The following is a 751-nucleotide window of genomic DNA, read 5'->3' on the forward strand; positions in this document are numbered from 1 at the left end:
CTTTAATGGTGACGATCCTCTCGCACTATTAAAAGATGGTGAAGTTCACGACATGGTCGGCGTGATGGGTGGTGTAGCATTTGGCAAAGACGCCACTTTGGTACGTAACGGTGACGCACTGACGCCTTCTGCGACTTTCCAATCTTCTCAATGGACAACGTTAGCAAAAGACAACATTGATGGCTTGGGCGAGCTGAATGCAGCTGAGCCACCTGCAGCATTTGTGTGTGAAGTGGATGGCCACGCGCCAACGTTCACATCCATTCAAGACATTCAAGGTGAAGGTGCTTCTTCGCCATTTATCGATGGTTACCCATACATTACGACAGAAGAGCATTTTGTTACTGGTGTCGTGAGCGCTGTTACTAGCGGTTTGACGAAAGGCTTCTACCTGCAAGCTATCGAGAACGATAACAACGATAAGACGTCAGAAGGTCTATTTATTCATACGAACGCCGCCGATACGGAGCTAAAGCCTGGTGACGTAGTTTGTGTGAAAGGTAAGGTTCAGGAGTACTACAGCAATACTCAGCTTTCTTCTGACGCAACCAGCTATGTAAAAACTGGCACGTCAGACATTCCATTGGTGACGCCGCTTGTGATCAAAGAAGGCGAAACTCTGCGTGATGCGTTAGAGCGCCATGAAGGGATGCAAGTGACGCTGAACTCAGCCAGTGATTTGTTTGTTACTCGCAACTTCTCTTACGATTACGATTCAAAACGTAACAACATGATGTTGTCGCACCAAGCT

Annotated in this window: 1 pseudogene; it reads left to right on the forward strand. The window is 47.4% G+C overall.

Going from position 1 to position 751, the window contains the following annotated elements:
• Positions 1 to 751, forward strand: a pseudogene (locus R8O11_RS27170) (nuclease); the annotation flags it as partial.

The sequence above is a fragment of the Vibrio sp. 1288 genome, assembly GCF_033344475.1.